The organism is Stieleria maiorica, assembly GCF_008035925.1.
Taxonomy (GTDB): domain Bacteria; phylum Planctomycetota; class Planctomycetia; order Pirellulales; family Pirellulaceae; genus Stieleria; species Stieleria maiorica.
In genome coordinates this window covers 3,702,332-3,719,544 of sequence record NZ_CP036264.1, presented here as the reverse complement: position 1 = coordinate 3,719,544, position 17,213 = coordinate 3,702,332, and the positions used below count along the sequence as shown (strand labels likewise).

Here is a 17,213-nt window from a genome sequence, read left to right as displayed (position 1 = left end):
TGCCAACCTCGAAGCGACTTTGATGTAAGATAGCCGCATCGGTCGATTCATCCCTCCATGAGTTTGCACCATGAGCAAGAAAAAGCGACAACGGGCGCTGCGACGAGAGATCCAACCGCTGGTGGAATTGTCGGATCGATTGGGGACGACGCGCCTGCATTCGGCTCGGATCCGCGTTCGCCGATCCGAGTTGCAGCTCAAACGCGAACGCGTGCGGACGATTCCGGGCGAGCGTTCGGCGCTCAGCACGACCGAGTTCACCGCGCGGATCAATCGCTTGGCCGACCGTTTACGCGAGAATCGGCGGCGGATCGGTCGGATTCGCCGCGCCAGGCAGCGTGAGGTGCAGAATTTGCTCGGCGCCGAATTCACGTACCTGGAGATCGCCCGGTCCAACGAAGAGTTTTCACTTTACGCAGGATACTTTGGTGGCAATGAGTGACGGCGATGAGATCAGTTTCCAGGACGGGACGATCATGCTGGTCGCCGATGCGGCGCCGTTTTCGACGCGTGATGTGTGGGAAGGATATCTGGAAGGATTGACCGAGATCGGTGCAAATGTCTTGCCCTATCCCACCTTCTCGATTCTGGAATTGCTTAGCCCGAATCTGTTGGGCAGCGACCTGATCGGCAAAGCGATGGACATTCGCAACGGCGTTCAGGCGATCGTGTTCATCAGCGGGATGTATTTTCGCGACTCACGCAGTTGGGTCGTCGAATCATTGACACATCGCGGGATGCCGACCGTGTTGATCGCGACCGACGATCCGTACGAGCCGATCGGCATGCACGATGGCTACAGCATGCGGTTTTCTAACGAGTTGTCCTGCGTCAACGGCCGAGCGAAGTATCTGCCCACGGCAACCATGCTGCCACCGGCGTTGGACGATGATCCGTGGGTGCGAGATCTGGTCTTCGTCGGCACCGTGTTCGAAGACCGCTGGGAGATGCTCCGCCAGATCGCCATGTATTGCGAGATCAACGAGTATCGTTTCGACATCTTTGGTCATTTTCCGTCCAGGTGCGACGGGTTGCAGGATTTGGAATTCGTACGATTGATCCCCGGGACGGTTTCGGCCGAACAGAAGTGGAGTCTTTACAGCCAGAGCAAAATGGTGCTGAACCTGTTTCGAGACAGCGGTGACCAACCGGCTCGATCGGCCAGTCCACGGGTCTACGAAGTCGCGGCGTTGGGGCGCCCGGCATTGATCAGCAACCGCCGTGAGGAGCTCGAGCAGATCTTTGGCGATTCAATCTATCTGTTTGACGACATCGACGGCTTCGGCGAAAGGTTTGAAGAAGCGATCGATTCGACGGCCGAGCGAAAACAGAAAGTCGATCGAGCCCAGCAGACCGTATTCCAGGGGCACCTTTATCAACACCGCGCGTCACAGTTACTCGGCGCGATTCGAGATCACCTGGCGGAATAAGGCAGGCTCGTTCACAGCCGTCGCGATCGGATTCAGACGTCGTATCCGGCTTCGGTCAGCAGTTCGCCAAACACATCATTGCACAGCACCTGCAGTTTCGGCGGAAGATCAGTTTTCCATCGGCCCACCGACGCAAGTTCGTCGGCGGTCGTGCGGTGAAAATCCAGGTCATCGGAGACACGGTGGTGTCGCTCGATGATGTCCGCAACTAACGTCGGTGTATCGTCGATCTGTAAATATTGAAAGATTCGCGTCAAGCTGGCTTCCGTGTCCAGCACCAGATCTTCGTAACGCACCAGTAGGATTTTGGCCTGTCGCTCCCTTGCGACTGCCATCAGCCGTCCCACGTCATGCCGCTTCATCCGGATGAATTCCCCGTCGCTGTCAACGTTTTCGCGGCCGAACGTTGCGAAGCCTCGCTTGCGATTGAATGAAATCATCGAGCAAACCATGTCGCGAAAATCGCGAACCAAGATGATTTCCTTGGCGTCCTCGTACAGTTCTCGGGCGATCCATTGCAGATGGCAGGGAAGCGATTTTTCGGCAAAGTACTGAGCGTCGGCTTTCCCCTGCGTGGCCGCGATCTCCTGGTAAAGCTGGTCGATATTCCGCTGGGCAAACTCGGCGGTGCGATTGACATAGGTCGTTTCGAACCAGTTTCGAAGCGGCGGCCGATTCGCGGTGACTTCGCTGTGAAAGGGGCACGGTGGCAACGTCGTCAGGTCCGCTTCGAACGTGTTCTTTCCCGAGGAAGGTTCGGCAAGAATCTTCAGCATGTGAAACCAATACCCGGCCGGGCGGGCTTCGAACGGATACTGATTGTCCAGCACGATCGACGGATGTTGATGCAGGGTCTGCATCATCCGCGTCGTCCCCGTTCTGGCCAGCGACGTGATCGTCAGCGGCGAGAGCCGCGGGGCGTAACCCGTCGGCGCGCTGTGACGCGTTCCTGTGATGACGGCACAGTGCAGGCGTTTGCCGTTTTGCATCACCGCAAACACGTCGATGCGAAATTGTGGCGGCAATCCCAGTGTGCCGAAACTGCCGCGAAACCCACACGTCGAGCTGCCCCGAACGTCCGCGTGCCGGTTCGCCGCGACGCTGCTGTGTAGCGTCACCGGAATCGATTTCCAGGGCACGCCGCCATGCATCAATTGCAATCGGCGGACCTTGCCCCGCCGAGCCAAGGCCCAGCCGTCCAGCCGAATGCTGTGGGAATCCGAATCCGCCCCTGATCGCGGTTCGTGTATCTCAAACCCATGCAAAACTTCATCCAGATTCGGCTGATAAGTGACGTCAATGTTCTGAATCGTCAATGCAGTCTCTCCGACCTATCTTTGACCAACCGATTGGATGACGGACAGTCCTTTTCGGATGTCTCGGCGGCTGGTGTACAAGCCGAACGAGAATCGCATACAAGGAATTTTGTAAGGGTTTGCGCTGGCGATCACGCCGTTGCGAGCTAATTCCGTTTCCAGGTCATCGGGTTCCCAGCCGTCGACATTGAAACAGACGATCCCCGACGAAAGGTCCTGCGACATCGGCGTTAAAAGTCGCACGTGAGGCATGGAGGCCAAACGCTGTTTGCAAAACTGTGCCAGGCGATGGATTCGGTGTCGGATGCGTTGTTTCCCGATTTCCAGTTGAAAGTCAAAGGCATCGGCGAGCGCCCAGCGGTTTTCATAGCTGTGGTAGCCGCCGGGCGTCATCCGTCGACCGATCGCCCCGATGTCCGCTTTGCCTAGGCGCCAGCATTCGATGCGATCGCGACCGAAGGGCGGAATCGTGGGTCGCATTCGATTCCAACCCGCCGCACTTCCCCAGATGATGCCAGTCCCCCTCGGCCCGCACAGCGTCTTGTGGCATCCGGCGATGAAAAAGTCACAACACCCTTCCCGCAATTCGAAGTCTTCCACGCCCAACGCGTGGACTCCATCGACGACCAGTAAGATCTTTCGCTCGGCCGGACGTTTCTCGTTGATCTGCCGAAGGTGTTCGGCGATCCGCTGCAACGGAAGCTTGACACCTGATGATGAGTGCACCCAGGTGATCACCACGACGCGCGTGGCATCGGTGATTCCGGACATCAATTGATGAACCATTTCATCCTGGCATGCTTCAGCCGGATCGTCGGAGTCGTAGAGCGTTTTCTTGACGCGGACGGCATCATACCGATCGCAGGCGTATCCGATCGCCGCGTCGGAAGAGTAATGACCGTGTTCGCTTTGCAGAATCTGATCGCCCGCACTGAATTTCAATGACGTCAGGACCAGTCCCAAACCCATGGTCGTGCTGTCGGTCAATGCAATTTGATTCGGCGAGCAGCCGAAATAAGACGCGGCGGAACAGAGGACGCGGACATCGTTGATTTCCAGATCGTCGTGAGCCCGCTTCGGATTGCGATCCAGAACTCGACGATGCTTGGCGATGGCGCGACGCACAACGCGCGGATGTGACGCGAATAGCATCGGCGCCAGGTGTGCGACGTTGGGGGCCAGCCGAAACTCGCGACGCACTTCACGCCACGAACAGGGGCGTTTAAGATTCGAGTTCGACTTCTTTGACACTTACATCTCCGTCTCGCACGTTCTGAGATGAACACATGGATCCGAGAATATACTCTAATTTGAAGGTGAAGACTTTCTCGTGATCGATCCGATTCGTGCGCCCTTTCGTCAGGAATTCCGTGTCCCGCGATTTACTGCTGACCGTCAGCATTGGAAACGATGAAGCCGCAAGGCACACGATGCCGCGAATGCGCCGCTATGCGGAATCACATGGTGTGGACTTCCGTGTCATGAACCGGTGCGACGCGTACCGCCGTCCTGTGTTCGCCTACTGGGAAGCGATCATCGAGCTGTGCGATTCGGACTACGAACGGATCGCGATCTTGGACAGCGACATCCTGGTGCGACGTGGGGCTCCCAGCCTGTTCGACGTCCCGTTCGCTGACATCGCGATGAAGCCGTCCGGTTGGGTTTCGCCGCGGTTCCTGCGCCGCATTCACGAGAAGATCGCGGACGATTTTGTCGTCGCCGACATGTACAACAGCGGCGTGATCCTGGCTTCGCGAGCCTACCTGCGGACCATCGCCGGGGCGATCCGATCACTCGGTCGCGATGTCGAACAGACGCGATTCGCCGACCAAGTCTACTTTTGCGTGATGGTCAAGCGAACCGGCGTCACGCCAACCCCTTTATCCTGGCGCTGGAACCAACACGACCAGGTGCCAAACTTCCGGGCCGAATTGGCACATTTCCTGCACTTTCGCGGCCCCGAAAAACTGCCCCGTGTCGAATCGTTCTTGCAAAGGAATCAAAACGACGAGTGGGGAATCGATGCTGTCGGGGCGGGCTAGTACTCCGCCGCAGCTCATATTCGATTTGGCTGGACAGTCGCCGTCCTCTCCGAGGTCGGCGCAGAGCAAAGCTCCGCTTTTTCGCGTGCGCCGAGTTCGGAGAACACGGCGACTCTCCGAACGCATCGGCTACCCGGAGATCAAGCTGTGGCGGAATACGAGTGCTCTGTCAGCATCAAATTCGCGGGTAGCCTTTTTCCAGACTACTGCCACTGAAAGTCGTAGTTGTCACCTTCGTAGGAAGTGTAATCCATGAAGCGGTTTCCGCTGATCAGCGTGTAGCGGCGTGATCCGATTCCCGTGACTGAATTGGTGCGGTGAATTGTTTGCTGACACCCTTTCAAGTGGAGATCGGTGAGGTCTGTTTCAGAGAACTTGCCCCTGCCGCAACGAGAATTCCGGCAGTGGCCGACGGCGGGCTTGCCTACGCGGGCGATCCGGCAGCCGGGACAACTGGCCGATCCCGATTCCGATCAAGGCGAAAAACAGCACCGATTCGGATCGTACGGGCCCCATGAACGACGTGCACAACAGCGACCAGCCGAGGTACCAGAGGGCAAAAACGGCGAGTGCGGCGGCGAAGGCTCTCTGGCGCGGAGCGCCGCCCGTCAATCGGATCAGATGGAAGAACAGGTTGGCCATCGCGGCGGTGAACAGCGCCATGCCGATCACGCCCGTTGAGACGAGAATTTGAAGCTGGATGTTGTGGGCCGGATGGTTGGTCTTCATCGACCAGACCTCGAGTTCGCCGGTCTCGCTGGTGATAAAGTACCCGTGTCCGATCCATTTGGATTTGGTGAACTCTTGCCACACCTTGGTCCACATTTCTTCGCGACCAGAGACTTGGCTTAATTGTCTGGCGGACTGGCCGCGGGTGAGGTATTGGACCGTCGAGCTCTTGGGATCCAGGACGGATGCGAACGACGGATCGATCAGCACGACGGTGATCAGCCCCAGCGCGAAAATACTGATCGCGGCGGCGCGGACCACGTTTCCGGCGTAAACAAACAACACCAACCCGACCGTCACGGCAGCCATCAACAACGCCATCCGGCTGTTGGCGACATACAACACCGCCCCATGAACCAAGCTGCCGAGGATGGCCGCGCGCAGCGACCACGTGTACCTGCCGACAAACAGGCAGAGGACACAGGCCAACAGCCCCAGCGATGCGTTGGCGCCTGCCGCGGTGGGGTGAACGATGCCCGAATGGCCGCCCATCATGAGGCGGCGGTTCAAACCGGATAGATCAGGGAAAGCCAAATGCACCACCAGCACAAAAACGCTGAACACAAACAGCATCCGCACCAGCAGTCGCATCATCGATTCGATCCGATCCTGGCCGCGGGTCAGCAACGCAACCAGCGAGGCGAGCACCAGCAGGCTAGCCAATCCGCCCGCCTGGCCGATCGAGACGGCGGGTCGCGGTGTCCACAGCAGGCTCAAAACCGCCCAGGCGAAAAACAGGTAGAACGGGACCAAGGGACGCAGGACCGCACGGGAGCTGCGGTCCCCGATCCGGGCCAGGATCAAGGCCGTGCCGCCGAAGAAGACGATCAACAAGATCACCAGTTTGACCATCGCCAGCGGATCAAGCGACGCGATCGTCACCGCTTCCCAGCGCGATGGAAGGGTGAACGTCAGCAGGGGCAACGCGCAGACCCCAAAGGTCGTGAGACGTCGCAACGAGGTGTCAGAGCGAAACATGACGATCCGAAAGGGACGGGATCAACGTGGACGCGTCGCCGCGGAAGATTCAGCCGGGGCTTCATGCGAAACGACCGCCTTGTCGATCCGAATCGGGACCGATGTTCGGACGCGGTCCGGTTCCTCGGCACTCTCCGGCCGTGATTCGTCCCAGGAGTCGTCTGCCGATTCGTGGTCGTCGGATTGGGGGAAATCATCGGTCGGCCAGTAGGATCGAACATCCATCAGGACGGGAATGCCGATCGCCAAGGCGAATGCGGCGATCAGCCCGGCCAACGCACACAGCGGCTTGTTCGGCGAGACCGGTCGCTCCTCCAGCGTCGCGGGCTGGGAAACATTGATACTGGTGATCCGGTTGGCTTCCAATTCCTCGTTCAGTCTGGCCTGTTCCAACATCACCGAATGCACCTTGTAACGCTCCTCCAACACCTGTGAATCGCGTTGCAGTTTGGAAAGCAGCTGCTCGTGTTCGTTGATCGAATTGATTTCACCGATCAAGTAACGCTGCTGCTCGCGCAGCTTCTTCTGCCGCTCGCGGAGCGATTTTTCGGTGGCGAGGTCGACGACCTGGTTGGCGAACAATTGCTGATGGGTCGGATTGATCAGCTCTCGCGATTCGGTGCGATCGGACTCCTGTGCTTCTACAATCTTCCGTGCCTCGTTGAGCTGTTCGCGAATGGACGTCAACTTGGGGTGCCCGGGTTTGTACTTGGCCGCGTATTCGTTTTCGAGCACCTCCAATTGGAACAACGCGCTCCGCATTTCATCGTGTGAACTGCGTTCAATCCCCGTGGTTTCCTCCTTGACGGTGGGCTGGACGGTGGTGGTCAACAGATCGGCGTAGGCTTGGGCACGCATCGAAGACTCGACCAGGTCCGCTTCGACCTTGAACAGTTCGCCCGAAACCTTTTCCAATTGCGATTCCAGCAGTTTTTGGTGTCCATCCAGCGTTGCAAATCCTGCGGCATTTTTTGCGTCACGGATTTTTCGGTGAACCTCGTCGAGCTGGTTTTTCAGCTCCGCGTCTTGCTCCAAGAAAAACGCGTAGGTTCCACGGGTGCGATTGACCTGTGCGTGGTGATCCAAGTAGGCGTCCACCCAAGCCGAGACGATCGTCTGGGCGACCTTCGGATCTTTGGATTTGAACTGCACCGTCACCAGGCTGGATCTTTCCGATGCAGAAATGTCGATGGATTGCTCCAGTGTCCGAATGGCTCGTTCCCGGCTTCCGATCGGGTCGATGTTACTGGCCCACGTTTTCAGTGCCCCGATCCATGCCGCCACCGGGTTCTGGGGCTCCTCGGAGACATCGCCAGACTGGGAAAGCTGATCTTCGAGAATCAAATCCGTCCCCAGCCGATCGACGACGTCATTCATGATCGTGCGGCTGTGCATCACATCCAGTGCCGTCTCGATCTCGTCCTGACGTGTATTCAGCGGCGCATTAGGGTCACCGACAACCGACATGGTCGGGTCCAGCGACCCGCTTTCGTACCCGACGCGCAGCAACAGCTTGGAAACCGACCGGTACTGCCGCGGTGCATACAAAATCACCGCCACCGCGATCGCAAGGACAGCGGCAAACGCGAATGAAGCGGCAAACCAGTGACGTCGAAGCGAAGCGCGCCACAAAATGAGGGAGTTCATGGAATTCGTGCAAAGAGCTTGAACGGACAGAAAAAGCAACCTGGATGCTAATATCGCCTTTCCACTACGAACCGGAGCCGATCGCGTTGACGGACAGATTCACGGGTGAGACGTTCGTTTTTGCGATTCGGATCGATTATTCCGGCCCCCTTCGGTGCGTTCATCACGGACAGTGCCCGATCGGCGTCGACACCAACATGGCAAGCCGCTCGGTCCTAGACGAAGCTCGCTCGAAGCCGCCGGTCGGGCCCGTTGGAGGCCGGTAGGGGGTCCAGTTTAGCGTGATCGGCCGATCACACAGGACGGCAACCCCACCATCCCTCTCAAAAAATCGCCGGATCGGCAGCGGTTCCTAAGTAAAACGCCCCTTCCGGGCTGACGGCAGCGGCTCTGTGGAACGCTCCTCAGAAGGACGTCGTCTGACCATCTGCTGACGGCGTCTCGTTCCACCGGCCTGATGGCCTGATCAATGCGATGGGCCGCGATTCGCTACCCGGCGTGTTGATTTACTATCTGTAAGGCGCCACTTTAATCAGGAAACACCGTGAATCGCCGGTCGAACGTAGCTACCTTCGCCAGAAGGTGGATCCCCAGGGTTTTCCACGCTCCCATCGAGCGTAGCTACGCCAAAGTGGCGCTGTCCAGCTAGCCCGCGAGCTTTGCGTAGAAAAAAAACAAAGGGATGCGAGCGCTGGCGCCGCATCCCTCTGTCGAATGATCAGGTCGTTGAAGGATCAACTACTGATTGAGCTGTTCCTGAATGGTCTCTTTGGAGGCCTTGGTTCCCAAGGCACCCCACAAACCATACGGGCTTTGCCTACCTGCTCCGCGGACGCCGAAGTTCGGGTCGTTGTTGCTGTAGGGAACTTGGTTTTGGTCACCGGCATCGATCGAGTCGGTCATGAACACGACTGCCCCGTCGGCCATCAGGATGTGGGCACCGCCTTGGTGAAGGCTGGAGGCTGAACCGTAGCCGAAGTCACCGTGGTTGCGGTAAACACTGTAGCTGTTCGGCGGACGGACCGTGTTGAACATCGAGAACTGGGGGCGACCGTCGGGCCAGCGGCGACCGCGTCCGTGGTTGGCCGGATCGTCCAACCCGGGGGTTGCGTTGCTCGCGACACTATCGTCCCAGTACTGCGGACGATCGGGGTCCAGGAATTGTTCCCAGTGGTTGGGCGGCAACGCCATGTTGCTGGTGTTATCCCGATACGGGGTGGATGCGGCCAATCGCTCGCGTGCGTCGACGATATTTTCGCCGGCTGCAATGGTATTGGACAGACCGTCAAGGATGTCGCGGAACTTGGTGAAGTGGTGGTTGCGGAAAACGCCGCGCGCCCAGCGAGCTTGCGCTTCATCGCCCCAAGTACCGTCGGTTCCCGGAACACCGTTCCAGTTGATTCCGCCGTGGTGGCCTTCGAAGTACGCGTCGCCCTGGCAGACCGCGTAGTTGGTGAAGGCGACACGGGCAGGCGTGCTTTCGGTCGGATCGCTGGGGCAGCGGTAACCGGGGACCTGGGTCAACCAAGGTTGATAGTTTTCATTCCACGGCACCGGACCCATCGGCGGGAACACGTCGGCCGGGGGCCGAATCGAACCGTCGCGGTTGACGTTGTAGGGGTTGCTGATTCGGTCCCACATCGCCTGTTGCTCGATAAACGGCAGAATGCCGACCATCCAGCTCAAGCAAAAGCGGTTGTGATAGTCGCCACCGCGGTTGCCCGGCCACTCGTACGTGCCCGTCGCATTCATGGGGAGATTCTTGTACGCCGAATGGTAGTTGTGCAGTGCCAACCCGATTTGTTTGAAATTGTTGCTGCAACTCATCCGCCGCGCTGCTTCACGTGCAGCTTGGACCGCGGGCAATAACAGCCCGACCAAAATACCGATGATGGCGATCACCACCAAAAGCTCAACGAGTGTAAAACCACTTCGTTGAGGAGAACGATTCGTCATTTGCGTCTCCAAAGACATTCATTTCCAGTTGAAAAGGTTTATATGACCTCTGAAGGGCGAACACTGATCGCCCCCAGGCATACGTTGGGTTCCGAGGCTAATTCCGAATCACGTTCCGGACGACAAAACTCGGCATTGCGTCTGACTTAGTTAACTCCAAAGCCGCGTGATCGAATCGCGCGAAACTAAAAATATTTCATAATGTGAATCGCATCGCCTTTATAGAGATGCAACACGTCTTCTCGCCTCTCATCTGGCCCCGAGTGCCTCCCTTGCCAGGGGAACCTTCTTAATGGGGCCCGCAATCCCCGCGGCACCCAACCGGGTCGGTCAAGCTTCGCCGTCTCCGTTCGGGCTAGCGATGCCCGGACAGCTGGGGGGAAACCGCCCGCTAAACGCTGCCGGCTGATCCCGGGAAACACTTCTCAGTTTCTAAGGGCGTGGTTTCCCGGGCGAAGCGAACACTGAAACCGCGAGGCCATCAGCGGGAGGGCGGGACCGGGTGGTTGGAAACCAACCGGGAAAACATGGCGGGCGATGGTTGCAATCGAACCACGACGCTGATTTGGTCAAGGCCGTGCTTGAGCGTCCGAGCGCTAACTTCTACTTCTTTTTAAAGTTCTCTTGCTCTTGCTTCCGCAGCATTTCTTCATAGTCTTCAGCTTCTTGAACTTCCTCCGCGGTTTGGGCCGCTGTATCTTCAATCGTTGCTTCACCGCTGCCGCGACCGCAACCGGGAACAACAAAAACAACGCAAGCCAGTGCAATTACGCACAGTAAAGAGCGGGTCATTTCAATCTCTTTGGTAAAGAAGCCAACATTACTGATTTTCAGAAGTCGAGATCGTATCCACGCGTCTGGTAAAATCAAGTGGCACGTCAAAGACCTTGGCACTGAACATCGTGGCGGCGGTGGCTCCGGACCTTGCCGATCACGGCAACCATGCAAACACCGGTTGCGTTGCAGCACTCCGACTGCAGATCTCCCTCATCGAATGAACCACTCCCCTTCATCACATCCCATTTGGCCGATCGGTCGGTTCTGGATTGATCGCACCGCCATCTTGCATCGGCAACTGCTGACGGTGAAGAAAGCGTTGCGAGTCGCTCCCCATTCGGGTGTCCGCCTCCTGCTTCTTTTGCTGAGTCTGTCGCCGTGCTTGTCCGGTTGCGATCAGCCGGATGAGGCACCAGAGAGAGGCGAAACAAGCCAAACGACGCAACGCGTTTCAAGCGATCAGACCGGCGGCGGTGATCCGACGTCGACAGACTTTGTCGCCCGGTCCTTCGACGCGCTCTCCGCAGGAGACCTTGACGGGGCAGAGGCGGCCATACGGAAGCATCTGTTGCAAGATCCCGAGGACGCCCGTGCGATCGAGCTCGCCGGCGATATCGCATCGCAACAGGGGAACACAGAGACGGCGATAGAAATGTACCAAGGGGCGTTGGCGTCAACGGATTCCCCCAACGAGGCCTTGTTGGACAAACTGACGCACACCTTGGTCGCGGCCGGGCGGCCATTCGATGCGATCACCGTCTTGCAGACGTTTGTGGATCGATTTCCCAATCGCCCCCAGCCGCGCTTTGACTTGATCGGGTTGGCGACCATGGTCGGACGCACGCCGTTGGCCCTGCCGTCGCTGCAGTGGTTGGCCCAGCACGGTCAAGGCGACCCAGAGTCCCTGTTGGTGCTCGCCGACCCGGATCGTGTGGAACCGGACGGAGAGATGTGTCAGTCGATGTTGCAGCGATCCGGTGATGACTTGCGGCCGCAGTATTCTCTGGCTCGACTGGATGCGTTGAAATCGAATTGGCGGTCGGTAGCCGACCGACTGAAACCCGTCCTGCGGCGCCAACGAGATTTTGCACCGGCACACGCTCTCTATGGGCGTGCGTTGGTGGAGCTGGACGAATTCGAATCGATTCCGGATTGGCAGCGGCAATTGCCCGGCAGTGTCGACCAATTGCCCGAATACTGGTTGGTCGCCGGCGATTGGGCTCAGCGACAAGGGCAACACGAACAGGCCGCACGAGCCTACTGGCAAGCGATTCGTCAAAGCAGCCATGCGTTGCCGGCCGCGCTCAACGGACTGTTCCAAAGCCTGACGCTGATCGGCCGTACGGGTGATGCCGACAAGGTTGCCGACCAGATTACCAAGCTAGGCGTGTTGCGGGACACCTTAAAGACACACCTGGAGCGCGGCGGCCGTTCGCAGCGGGCGGCGCTGGAGGTGGCTGATGCGATGTTGGAACTGGGCCGCGTCTGGGAGGCCGAAGGCTGGGCCCGATTCGCGACGACGTTGCCCGAGGAACCGGTGGCGGATATCCGCGACCGGTACATGGCCGTCCGCTCCAAACTGACCACCGGCACGCCCTGGGTGCTGCCGGAAATGGAGGTCAGCCGACAGATCGACGTGGCCAACTTGCCATCGATTTCCTGGAAACTATCGCGGTCCCCTTCAGAGGCGATGGGCGACAGTTTTCAGCGACCGCTGTACTTTGAAAACCAAGCCCAGCGGCGCGGGTTCGTTCATACCTGTGAAATCGCGCCGGAAGCGGTCACCGAAGGCCACTGGATCTACCAAAGCGTCGGCGGTGGTGTGGGCGTGATTGACTACGACTTGGACGGATGGCCGGATCTGGCTGCCGCGATGCTCAACGGCCGCCCGCTGCAGTCCGACTCGTCGTCCAATCGGCTGTTCCGAAATCACGGCGAAACATTTGTCGCGACCGAACGCCCTGCGGCTTACCACGACACCGGATTCTCTCAAGGGATCACGATCGGCGATTACAACGATGACGGCTTCCCCGACATTTTCGATTGCAATTACGGCCAGAACCGACTGTTTCGCAACAACGGCGACGGAACGTTTGATGAGATTTCGATGCCCGCCGGATTGTCCGACCAGTCCTGGACGACGTCGGCGGTGATCGCCGACTTGGACGGAGATGGCATTGCAGACCTGTTCGCGACAAACTACTGCGCCGGCCGGGCACCGTTGGATCGACCGTGCCGCAATGCTGACGGTTTCTCGACCTGCCCGCCGCTGTTGTTCGAGGCCGAACCGGACCGAGTCTGGCGAGGCCGCGGCGACGGGACCTTCGTGGATGTTTCGGCCCGGTGGTTGAAAGATCAAGCCCCCGGTCGAGGGCTGGGGCTGGTCACGGGGCAATTCGATGAGCGGCCCGGGCTGGACGTCTATGTCGCCAACGACATGACCGCCAACCAGCTGTGGTCACCCGAAGTCCGCGAGGGGCAATTCCGGCTGGTCGATTTGGCTGCGACCCGCGGCGTCGGATTCAGCGGAGATGCGCGATCGCAGGCGTCGATGGGGATTGCGGCGGCCGACCCGGATGCCGACGGTGACATCGATTTCTTTCTCACGCACTTTGCCGACGATCACAACACGTATTACGAACAGGTCTCGCCCGGATTCTGGACCGACCGCTCGTTCCAGGTCGGACTGGGGCAGCCGTCGATGAAGCTGTTGGGGTTTGGGGCCGAGTGGGTGGATTTCGACAACAGCGGGTCACTGGAATTGATGGTCACCAACGGCCATGTCGACGACGTCAAGCGTACCGACGTGGCTTATGCGATGCCCCCGCAGACATTCCGCCGCCAGCGGTCGGGACGCTGGGAAGAACTGCCCCCGGACTCCATGGGAGACTACTTTTCCAAGCCGCACCTGGGCCGCGCGCTTTCCTCGGTCGACGTGGACCGTGATGGACGAACCGACGTGGTCATTACCCATCTGTACGAGCCTGTTTCGCTGTTGGTCAATCGAACCGATGACGCAGGCCAGTCGGTCGGTTTGATCCTCAAGGCAACGCGATCACAGCGTGACGCCATCGGCGCGGTGGCCACGGCGACGGTGGAATCCCAAACAGTGACGCATCAATTGACCGCCGGGGACGGTTACATGTGCACCAACCAACGCAGGATTTCGATCGGGCTGGGCGATCAGTCCGCCGCCCAGGCCGTCACCATAAAATGGCCCTCGGGCGCGACGCAGTCGTTCGGTACATTACAAGGCGGCCGCGACTACGTTCTGGTCGAAGGAGAGCAAGAGGCATTTCAGTTACAGGGTCATCGTTGAAGATTCATCGCACGGTTCGCTCGGTTTTGATCCGCGTCATCGGCCTCGGGGTCATCGGCCTCGGGGTCATCGGCCTCGGGGTCGTCGGCTGTGGCGGGGATTCAGAGGAACAACGGGCCGCCGAACTTCTCCAAAGCCAGCGGAGACGCCAGCAGGCACAGGAAGCAGCCCCCAAGTCGGTTGGCCAGCGGATCGATGAAGCGCAAGCGTACTACGACCAGCAGAATTACGCAGCCGCTCAGGACCGACTGCGCCCCCTGTTGGTGGCCGATGATGTCGATGCCGACGCGCTGCTTTTGTACGCAAAGTGTGAAGCGGCGATCGGAGCTCCCCTGGCCGCGTGCGAAGTGCTGGGTACGATCCCGCCGACTGAACCGGTGGTCTTTGCCGACGCCGGACTGCTGGCGGCTGACCTGTACCTTCAGCAGGGCGAGTATGAGAGCGCCGAAGCGAGCTTGATGCGGGTCGTTGACTTGGCGAAAACCGTCGACGTCCCCCGAATCAATGCCGTCTACCATCGCTTGGCGTCGCTACTGAATAACCAAGGACGCCGAATCGAAGCCGCCGAGTACCTGCGTCGACTGCTGCGGGCCGAGGACATCACGGAGAAAGAGCTGTTCGCGATGAATACGTTCGGCGACGCCTTCATCGACGTTTCGATGCCCAAACCCAGTTTTAGCGGAACGCTGCCCCCGGCCGCCTTGGCCGAAGCGAAACGGTTGCGGGGCGATGGGGAGTTGGAACAAGCGAAACTGCTGATCGAACGACTCAGCGCCGCCTTTCCGAAATCGACTCCCATCGCGGCCTTTCGTTGTCGCGTGTACGGTGAAATGAAACTGGATGCCCTTTTGGACGACTATCTAAAATCGGTGCCGGTGGGAATCGAGCGTGAACCTGAGTACTGGTACGCTCTGGGCACGCGGTTGCAGAGTTCCAATCGGGATTCCGAGGCGGTGCGTTGCTTCCTGGAAGCGGTCACCCTGGATCCGACAGACCGCTTTTCCTATCTGGCGTTGGCCCGATCACTGAGGGCACTGGGGAAAAACACCGAAGCCGACTGCGCGAATCAACGTTTTTCGTTACTGCACGAATCTGCCGTCATCACGGCAAAGATCGGTAGCCAGCCAGGGACTGCGGCGGAGCTGAGTCGGTTGGCAGAAATCCTGGACACGTTAAATCGACCTTGGGAGGCGGCTGCATGGCGGGACGTCGCGCTGAAGACCTACGGTGGGAGTCCCGAGTGGCGTCAGCGATTACGGCAGCAACGCGAACAGATTGCCGAAAACGCGACCGCCGCCTCGGATCCTTCCGGCGTCCGATGCGGGCTGGAACTTGACCGATGGCCGCTTCCGTCAACGAAGGAAATTGCGCCCAACGATCTTGTGGATCCGGGTTCCGATCAAACGACCGCCGACAGCCGGACCGAGATCCGCTTGCACGATGTCGCTGCCGACGTCGGAATGGATTTTCATTACGACAGTGGTGACGACACCTCGGACGAAGTTCAGCTTTTGCATCAATTGACCGGGGGAGGGATCGGTGTGATCGACTTTGACTTGGACGGTCACCCCGATGTGTATTTCACACAAGGCGGCGGAGATGCCTTTGACGCCGACGGCTCGAAACCGAACGTGCTGTTCCGCAATCTGCCGTCTGCGCCGTGGACTTCGGTATCCGCCGAAGCGGGAACCGGTGACTTGGGTTACGGCCAGGGCGTTGCCGTCGCAGATCTTAATCAAGACGGTTTCCCGGACATGATCTTGGCCAATATCGGCCCGAATGTAATCTACCAAAACAACGGCGACGGGACCTTTCGACGCCAGTTGATGGCGGCAGTTGACGCTCAAGGCGATTGGACATCGTCGATCGCCTGCGGCGACTTGAGCGGCGATCATCTGCCTGAAATCGTCGAGATCAATTACATCGACGACCCGACTGCGTTGACGATCGGGTGCACGCCCGACAAAGACGCCTGCAACCCCAGCGTTTTCCGACCCGCCGTCGATCGCGCGTGGCAGGTCGGATCCGATGGCGCGGTCTCCCGCTGGGACGGCTGCCAAGCGATGGATGAACGGCCCAATTACGGGTTCGGCGGCGTCATCGCAAATTTCGACGACTCCCACGGCAATGACTTGTTCATCGCGAACGACACCGAGTTCAATCATTTTTGGTTGTCGCAGCGTGACGGCACTTCCGATCCGATCACGCTGCAGGAAAGCGCGCAAATTGCAGGTTGTGCGTTTGGGCTGTTGGGGCAGCGCCAGGGATGCATGGGTATCGCGGCGGGCGACTTCGACCGAAACGGGCTGGTCGATCTGCACGTCACCAACTTTTGGAATCAAGCGGCCGATCTCTACAGCCAGGAAACGCCGGGCGTGTTTACCAACGTCAACGCCAAACGAGGGCTGTACGAAGACACGCGGATGACGGTCGGGTGGGGATCGCAGGCGGTCGATTTTGATCGCAACGGTTGGCTTGATCTGCCCGTGCTCAATGGCAACTTGACCGACCACCGCCAACGCGGTCGCGCCTATCAGATGCTGCCGCAACTATTTCGTGGCGACGCCGGCGGATTTGAATTGCAAAACCCGGCGGATCGCTATTGGTCGACCCCCGCCCTGGGACGCACGATGGCGGTGCTGGATTTCAATCGCGATTTGAAACCCGATCTGGTGACGAACCATTTGGACGCCCCGGCGGCGCTGCTGGAGAACCGCACGGTGACGGAAAACGCACTCCAGCTGGAATTGATTGGGACGACCAGCGAACGCGATGCGATCGGTGCCAAGGTCTCCCTCACGAGCGGAGACGAATCGTGGGTGGGGTGGGTGTTCGGCGGCGATGGGCTGTTGTGCACCAACGAATCGATGCTGGATTTCGGACTCGGTCCATACGATTCCATTGATCGCATCGAAGTGGCCTGGCCATCGGGGACCCGCCAATCTTTCTCGGACGTCAAGGCAAACCGGCGCTACCTGATTGTCGAGGGCGAAGTCGAATTGTTACAGCGTTAACCACC

12 protein-coding genes are annotated in these 17,213 nt (G+C 59.0%); 5 read left to right on the top strand and 7 right to left on the bottom strand.

Annotated elements, in window-relative coordinates:
- Nucleotides 1-70: 70 nt before the first annotated feature.
- Entirely contained in the window at nucleotides 71-442 is a 372-nt protein-coding gene (locus tag Mal15_RS12820) for a hypothetical protein (RefSeq protein ID WP_147868128.1), read from the top strand.
- A complete protein-coding gene (locus Mal15_RS12815) occupies nucleotides 435-1,430 on the top strand; it encodes a glycosyltransferase family protein (RefSeq protein WP_147868127.1) in 996 nt (331 codons plus the stop codon). The genes Mal15_RS12820 and Mal15_RS12815 overlap by 8 nt, the downstream gene beginning before the upstream one ends.
- Nucleotides 1,431-1,462: 32 nt before the next feature.
- On the opposite strand, the gene Mal15_RS12810 is transcribed toward Mal15_RS12815, so the two are convergent.
- Together Mal15_RS12810 and Mal15_RS12805 are read right to left on the bottom strand one after the other, a co-directional pair.
- A complete protein-coding gene (locus Mal15_RS12810) occupies nucleotides 1,463-2,746 on the bottom strand; it encodes a sulfotransferase family protein (protein ID WP_147868126.1) in 1,284 nt (427 codons plus the stop codon).
- 15 nt (nucleotides 2,747-2,761) lie between these two features.
- Nucleotides 2,762-3,997, bottom strand: coding sequence for an aminotransferase class V-fold PLP-dependent enzyme (locus Mal15_RS12805; RefSeq protein ID WP_147868125.1), 1,236 nt, complete (start codon nucleotides 3,995-3,997; stop codon nucleotides 2,762-2,764).
- A 119-nt stretch (nucleotides 3,998-4,116) separates the two neighbouring features.
- Here Mal15_RS12805 and Mal15_RS12800 point away from each other — a divergent pair, with 119 nt between their 5' ends.
- Complete coding sequence (locus Mal15_RS12800) at nucleotides 4,117-4,788, top strand: glycosyltransferase family protein (RefSeq protein ID WP_147868124.1); 672 nt, start codon at nucleotides 4,117-4,119, stop codon at nucleotides 4,786-4,788.
- A gap of 203 nt (nucleotides 4,789-4,991) precedes the next feature.
- On the opposite strand, the gene Mal15_RS34040 is transcribed toward Mal15_RS12800, so the two are convergent.
- The 5 genes from Mal15_RS34040 to Mal15_RS12780 all read right to left on the bottom strand — a co-directional run bounded on the left by Mal15_RS34040 (nucleotide 4,992) and on the right by Mal15_RS12780 (nucleotide 10,890).
- Nucleotides 4,992-5,132, bottom strand: coding sequence for a hypothetical protein (locus Mal15_RS34040; protein WP_167546766.1), 141 nt, complete (start codon nucleotides 5,130-5,132; stop codon nucleotides 4,992-4,994).
- A 22-nt stretch (nucleotides 5,133-5,154) separates the two neighbouring features.
- Nucleotides 5,155-6,495 carry an O-antigen ligase family protein gene (locus tag Mal15_RS12795; RefSeq protein WP_147868123.1) on the bottom strand — a complete coding sequence of 447 codons (1,341 nt, stop codon included), beginning with the start codon at nucleotides 6,493-6,495 and terminating at the stop codon, nucleotides 5,155-5,157.
- A gap of 21 nt (nucleotides 6,496-6,516) precedes the next feature.
- Complete coding sequence (locus tag Mal15_RS12790) at nucleotides 6,517-8,142, bottom strand: GumC family protein (RefSeq protein ID WP_147868122.1); 1,626 nt, start codon at nucleotides 8,140-8,142, stop codon at nucleotides 6,517-6,519.
- A gap of 738 nt (nucleotides 8,143-8,880) precedes the next feature.
- Nucleotides 8,881-10,098, bottom strand: coding sequence for a DUF1559 domain-containing protein (locus Mal15_RS12785; RefSeq protein WP_147868121.1), 1,218 nt, complete (start codon nucleotides 10,096-10,098; stop codon nucleotides 8,881-8,883).
- A 603-nt stretch (nucleotides 10,099-10,701) separates the two neighbouring features.
- Entirely contained in the window at nucleotides 10,702-10,890 is a 189-nt protein-coding gene (locus Mal15_RS12780) for a hypothetical protein (protein WP_147868120.1), read from the bottom strand.
- 202 nt (nucleotides 10,891-11,092) lie between these two features.
- On the opposite strand from Mal15_RS12780, the gene Mal15_RS12775 reads away from it, so the two are divergent.
- On the top strand, nucleotides 11,093-14,194 hold the full coding sequence (locus tag Mal15_RS12775; protein ID WP_147868119.1) for an FG-GAP-like repeat-containing protein: 3,102 nt from the start codon (nucleotides 11,093-11,095) through the stop codon (nucleotides 14,192-14,194).
- A complete protein-coding gene (locus Mal15_RS12770; RefSeq protein ID WP_167546765.1) occupies nucleotides 14,191-17,208 on the top strand; it encodes an FG-GAP-like repeat-containing protein in 3,018 nt (1,005 codons plus the stop codon). The genes Mal15_RS12775 and Mal15_RS12770 overlap by 4 nt, the downstream gene beginning before the upstream one ends.
- The last annotated feature ends 5 nt before the right edge of the window (nucleotides 17,209-17,213 follow it).